Origin of the sequence: Pseudomonas sp. GM102 (assembly GCF_000282555.1) — a bacterium.
Taxonomy (GTDB): domain Bacteria; phylum Pseudomonadota; class Gammaproteobacteria; order Pseudomonadales; family Pseudomonadaceae; genus Aquipseudomonas.
The window spans coordinates 1-5,975 of the sequence record NZ_AKJB01000103.1; the positions used below are offsets into that span (position 1 = coordinate 1).

At 51.7% G+C, this 5,975-nt stretch carries 3 protein-coding genes; all 3 read right to left on the minus strand.

Going from position 1 to position 5,975, the window contains the following annotated elements:
- Positions 1 to 158 precede the first annotated feature (158 nt).
- Complete coding sequence (locus PMI18_RS0129760) at positions 159 to 617, minus strand: hypothetical protein (protein ID WP_033036814.1); 459 nt, start codon at positions 615 to 617, stop codon at positions 159 to 161.
- A 425-nt stretch (positions 618 to 1,042) separates the two neighbouring features.
- On the minus strand, positions 1,043 to 1,786 hold the full coding sequence (locus tag PMI18_RS05840) for a hypothetical protein (RefSeq protein ID WP_007905317.1): 744 nt from the start codon (positions 1,784 to 1,786) through the stop codon (positions 1,043 to 1,045).
- Positions 1,783 to 5,975 (minus strand): hemagglutinin repeat-containing protein (locus PMI18_RS0129765; protein WP_007905319.1); only part of this gene is annotated, 4,193 nt, incomplete at its 5' end. The genes PMI18_RS0129765 and PMI18_RS05840, both read right to left, overlap by 4 nt.

A 5,975-nucleotide genomic window follows, 5' to 3' on the forward strand; every position in this document is an offset into this window, starting at 1 on the left:
GCGGTTTCGTTGACCCAGCTTAAGAATCGTCGGGGTGGTTTCGATGTCCTGTTCTTGCAGGACGAAAATCGGTGACAGACCACGTTTAAATCGAAGGAGTACTGTCCCATCCTAAGGAAAACGTGGTCTGTCCCCGTTTGCCCCTACGCTTAAAGCGATCAACTTGATATTAGCGTCGCTTTCCACAAGCGTCCATCTTTCGAAAACTCCATGCGTAGGGCGTACGTCTTAAACTCATACTTTAGCCACTGCTGTACATAGCCGATTAACACATCGACTCTACCTGGGGCCTCTTTGCTAGGTGAGCCTAGCTCTGCAATAACATCTTGAACACGCCACGCTTGAGCTATACGACCAAGCACACCTTCCGTATATGCCGAATAACCTTCGTGAGGCTGCACCAAAAAATGAATATGATTTAATTTTCCCGAACGAAACCCAATCTCTATGCCAGATTTAATAAACTTATAAAATCTTGTCTTACCTTCCGGGTCATTATAGTTATCCGGGGTTTCCGAAACGGCTGGCAATTCTCCGACTTTTCGACATAAGTCGGTGACTATTTCCCCGCTTTCGTCCTGACCAAGAGCCCGAACAAAATCCGACCAAGTGTTCATTATTTAATAACCCCCGTATTGCGATTTCTTTCCACTATTTTTTGAACAGCTTCATCTACTAACTTCGAATCATAACCTCGACTGTTCAGATTTGCCCGCAAAGCTTCTGTGTCACGACAAACTGCACCACACAGGTCCGCTGCATCTTGCTGAATCTGAGCAGGAGTATTTTTCCCGCCATACGTCGGACCTGCAATATGTACATCTCGTGGGACCTCTACAGCAGTAGAGTTTTGGTAGAGAGTCTTGGTCTCCAACTCAGTAAGGGGGCGGCCCAACTCTGCTTCCTTTGCTGTGCGCAACGCAGAAAGAGAATCGGGGACAGACCACGTTTAAATCGAATGTCCCCTGCCCCACCCTCAGGATAAACGTGGTCTGTCCCCGGTTACCCTAGGGTCTACCCCCGTTTTGATCCATTTCATTCGTCAATTTACACCAAACAGAATCTGCCTAAGGATACGTTGCTTATCTTTTGTTGAATCATCCTGAAAGCATTTTTCAGATGCAACAACTTTAACAACCCTTCCACATTCGAAAACTTTAACCCCCTGAGTTTCCAACAACAAAAAACTGGCTAATCTATCTCTTCCTACTCTCTCCCAGAATAGATCACTTAGCCACATAGTGCTTCCAATCGCCTCAACATATCCTTGCTTAAACACACTGCGGCCAGGATTTCCTGACGTATCAATTTCCATTTGATCCAAGGGCGCAGGCAACCCATTAGATTTTTGTGGAAGATCTGCAAAAGAGCGGCCAGCACACTCGTACTCCAGAGGATCTGTCGCATTTTGCCAAAAATCGTATTCGACATCAGAAATCCACGCCTGAATAAAACCCTCTACATCAAGAATGGGTCCTATCATACCTTCCCAGTCAAACTTATTAGAACTTCCTGATTCTTCTATTATCAGAAAGCACTGATTCAAGGCCGGGAGCAATCCGAATCGAAGTTCAAGACCATTTGACATTAAACCACTAGGCCAGGACTTTTTTTTCAGAATCTTTTTTTCAAGCACTTTAATATCAACCTCAACCCCACGCAGCAAAAATACCGGGGGGGAGCCAAACTTATTCAAAACACTGACAACCAAATCCAAAACCTGTAAACCACCTATCGAATCGACACCAAAAATAAATTTCAACCGCCTCAACCGCTCAGACTTCATTTGAACTCCTTAACAATAACTTTAACATTATATTCTCGACCAAATCCGACAAGCGACTTCGCAGCAGTCGAACCACCCGGCTGAACTCGCAGATCAAGCACCATATTTGCTGGATTGCCATTCACTTTCGCACCGTTTGTTCCTAGATCAATAATATGATCTTGCATACGATGCAACCATGTGCTTCCTGCAGTATCTACCGATTTTAGACTAACAAGCGTATTACCATTCTGGAAATCAACAAGAGGAAAATATCCATTTTTTTCGGCGCCTACGTTATACCAACCGCTCTGTGGTGAGTACTCGGTTTTTGCAAGGTACGATTCAATGGCGATCCCCCTCTGGGTCGGTTTAAGACTCCAGACTTCTGTAAGATTCGTTGTGAGACCTTTTGCCCCCCCAGTATAAGCGGAGCCAACTAGTCCCCAAGCATTTAGTAAAGCCCCCAGCCCCCACATGACCCGCTCGGAATCTGATGCACTCGCCCCTGTAATCGGGTTAGCGCCTCCTGAGGCCATGTAGCTCTGACAACCTATACCAACGATTCCCGCCCCGCCACAACCCGCCATGAAAAGCTCGTTGGATACTCCCTTAAGGCGAGCCGTCTCTTCCGCAATCTTCTGGGTATTTTTGGTTTTCCCTATGACGGACTGCTCATAAGATGCTGGTTGCAGGATCCACTCCTCCCCCTGATCCGTCGTAATCGACTTATCACTGGCAACGCAATATCCATTCGCTGACGTAGCGCAGGAAACGATATCTCCAGGGTTGGTACTGAAAACAAAAGCACGCGTGAAATCACTATCCTCTACGATTCTTTCGTCCTTGAGCACGCTGAAGCCCTTGGCGATAAGATCAGCAATGTCGCTGGACAGCCCCTGACAATAGCTTGATGTAGAGCCGCTGCACGACTCGTCGTACTCTTTCTGCTTCATCCTAAGCGAGACTTTTTCAATCACGCTCAGATGGTTGTTTTCTACCGCATTCTTCGCAGTCCAGGCACCTGACGCCGCTCCTGCGGAACTCCCGGTAACCATAGCCCCAGCCAACCCACCAGCCAGTGTCGACAGTGCCGAAACCGTCTGCTTTTCCGATTCAGTCAGCTGATCGCTGGTCTTACCCGGATAGAGCTGTTTGGCAATTAGCTCACCAATAGTCGCTCCCGCAGCACCTGCCAATGCCGAACCACCTTGCGCTTTCGCAAGCACCGCCCCCAACAACGCATGCGCCATCAAGTTGGCCGCGTCATCGCCCTCGGTCATTTGCTTCACGGCTTGAGCCAGGTAAGGCGCAGATGCACCGGCCAAGGCACCGAGAATGTTGCCGCTCAGCACCCCTTGCACGATGGCGCTGACCGCCTTCGAGGCTTTTTGGAAGCTGCTGCCCATGCCGTAATCTTGCTGAACTTGCTGCGCAATTTGTTCAGGAGTCGGGTCGGCAATGCCCTTGTCGTTAAGCTTCTGCCTTGCAGCGTTGGATGCGTCGCTGTTCAGATCGTTGGCTTCGTTGATTTTTGCAGCGGCGATGGCGTCACCAATGCCCTGCGCCAATTGCATCGCGCTTTTTACAAGCTCAATGCGTTCGTCCATTGCATGCTGGTCTGGCTTGTCGAGCTGTTCATTGGCATTGGCGGTGTCGCGATTCAGGCCAACCAGATCGTTCGCGCCTTCTGGGTTGCGTACGATGATGGTGCCTTCACTGACGGCGCTACGGGTTTTGCTTTTGTCTGAGTCATTAAGTGCAATGCCATACAAACCACCGACAGAACCGCTCCCGCCTCCTGCACTGCTGAAACTGGCCGAAATGCCTGCGGACTGTGCCTCAATCTCACTGACGTTCTTGATGTCGCTAACGATGAGTCGGTCGGTGATCAGCAGGTTTTTATCCGGCGTCGCGTCACTGGCAATAACCCCACCGGTCAGGGTGGTGTTTTTCCCCACATCAATGGTGTACCCACCCGAGCCGGCAAACAGTCCGGTTTGGTCAGCTACGGCTCTGTACTCGCTGTTCATATTGCCAGCGGCAAGATTTGCCGAGCCGGTCACTGGTACGCCATAGCAAAACGGAGGAATGCAAATGCTCGCGCCGAAACCACCGCTACCTTGTTTGTTCTCCTGAATCTCTACGTCTTGACGGGAAACGATGTTCAAGTTGCCGTCGATCAACGCATTAATGCTGTCGGCGTGGACTTGAGCGCCCGCAAGGGTGGTGTCACCTCCGCTACGCAGCAGGAACGAACCCGTGTTCAGTGTGCTGTTGACCTGCGTGATGGAGCTGCCAGTACCCATGCTTTTTGCGGTTTGCGCCCCCAAATCAAGGGTGAAGCCGTTTTGCTGGCCTATGTTGAAACTGGCACCGATGGCGGTTTTGTTGTTACTGGTGTGGTTGTCCCACTCTGCCGTGTTCTGCGCACTTTCCAGAATGATGTCGTTTTTCGCGATCAAGGAAGTGTCGGCTGCTTTTAAGGTACTCCCGATGACATGTATGTCGCCGGACTCACCCTCCGCGTTCCCCGTGGCGATGATCGAAAGCGTGCCGCCAGCATTGACGGAGCTCTGTCTCGCCGTCTGACTGTTGTATTCACTGGTGCTTTTGCTGTGAGTATTGGCAAGCTCGGTACCAATTTTAATCAGCGACCCATTGCTGGACGTACCGCCCGTCTTGTCTTTGAAACCGGTGCTGTTCGCCTCCGCATCACTCGCCATGCCATTGAGGTTGTAAGCAGCCAATGCGGCCTGGGCAAACTTCACCGCTTTAAGCCGAGGATCATCCGCATCGTTTGCGGCTTTGATCGACGTACGAATAGTGTTAACGGTGTCAATGATCACCCCGCCGATAACACGTCCTACCGCCAGACTGTTGGATTGGTCGGCGGTGCTTTGGCTTGAGCTTTCCATGCCCGCCGCAATAGTGACGTTAGAGCCCCGTAAACTCATACTTTGGGTACTGACCAAGTCGCTCGCGATAACACTCAGATCCCCCCCGGCCACAAGGCTTACATTGCCGTTGCTGGAGCCAATGGTGCTGCCGGTCAGGGTCGTTTGCGACATCGTGCCGTTGTGGCGCTGACCACTGATGGACAGGTGCTGATTTCCGGTGATGTCATCGACGCCAAGGTTGTTGGCCGTGAGTACACCGGTCAGATCACGGTTCTTTTCCTTGTGCGATTCGGTGCGGGTGTAGGTATTTTCAGCGGCGCTGATGTCCAGGTCGCGGCCAGCACGAACTGCCAGATCGTCAGTACTGACCAAGGCAGAGCCGGTAATTGCCACGTCTCGTTTTGCGCTCACTGCAATGGTGTTACCCGATATCAGGCTACCCACAGCGGTGGTTTGAGTTTCCGAGACCTTGTCTTGGACTTTGCTGGATTTCAAACCACCCCAGCTGCTTTTGCTTGAGCTGCTTTCATAGCGCGCGCTGGTTGAATCGGTGACGGCAACGATCTTCACATCATTACCAGCAGCCAGACCGACGCCACCTTTCTCAGAGATCACATTGCTCCCTTCGATCAGCAAATCGTCGCCGGCGGACAGCACGGTTTTACCCTGGGCAGCTACCGAACTCCCGACATTGGTCGTGCTGGAAATCTCCCGAAGCTGGCTCTTTTTGCCTGACGAGCTTTTCTTGGTCTTGCTGTAGAAGCTGTAGTCCTCGTCCTGTGCTGCGCCTACCAATAGATCACCACCCGCAACCAGATACGCCTCATCTCCGGCACTCACCCGGCTGGCAATCAAGCCCAGATCTTTACCCGCGTTTAGCGAGACGGTACCGTCCGCTTTAACAGTGGTAGACACCTGCCTGACATGGTCTTCCTGACTGGTGAACTTTTTGTTTTGACTAAAGGAATGCTGTTCATCCGCCGCCGAGGCCAGTGTCAGGTCGCCGACCGCGCTCATGCTGACGTCACGTTTTGCGTCGATCTGACTGGCGATGACCGTGAGGTCTCGACCGGCATTGACCTTCAGGTCCTGCCCCACATCCACGTCTGAGCCATATTGGGTGATGGTTTGATCGCGATGTGTGCCGACCTCATGGCTGACGATCTGTTCGGCGGAAGTGATGTTGACGTCACGACCGGCGTTGATCGTGGTGTCGGCTCCGCTTTTCAGCACACCACCGGTGTTGTTGACGTCGCGCCCGGCGTTGAGGATCAGCGCATTGGCAGCTTCGATGCGGGCGGCGCTGTTGA

What these genes read in the sequence shown, in the direction of transcription:
- PMI18_RS05840 (WP_007905317.1), bottom strand. Translation starts at nt 1,786, where the DNA reads ATGAAGTCTGAGCGGTTGAGGCGGTTGAAATTTATTTTTGGTGTCGAT.
- PMI18_RS0129760 (WP_033036814.1), bottom strand. Translation starts at nt 617, where the DNA reads ATGAACACTTGGTCGGATTTTGTTCGGGCTCTTGGTCAGGACGAAAGC.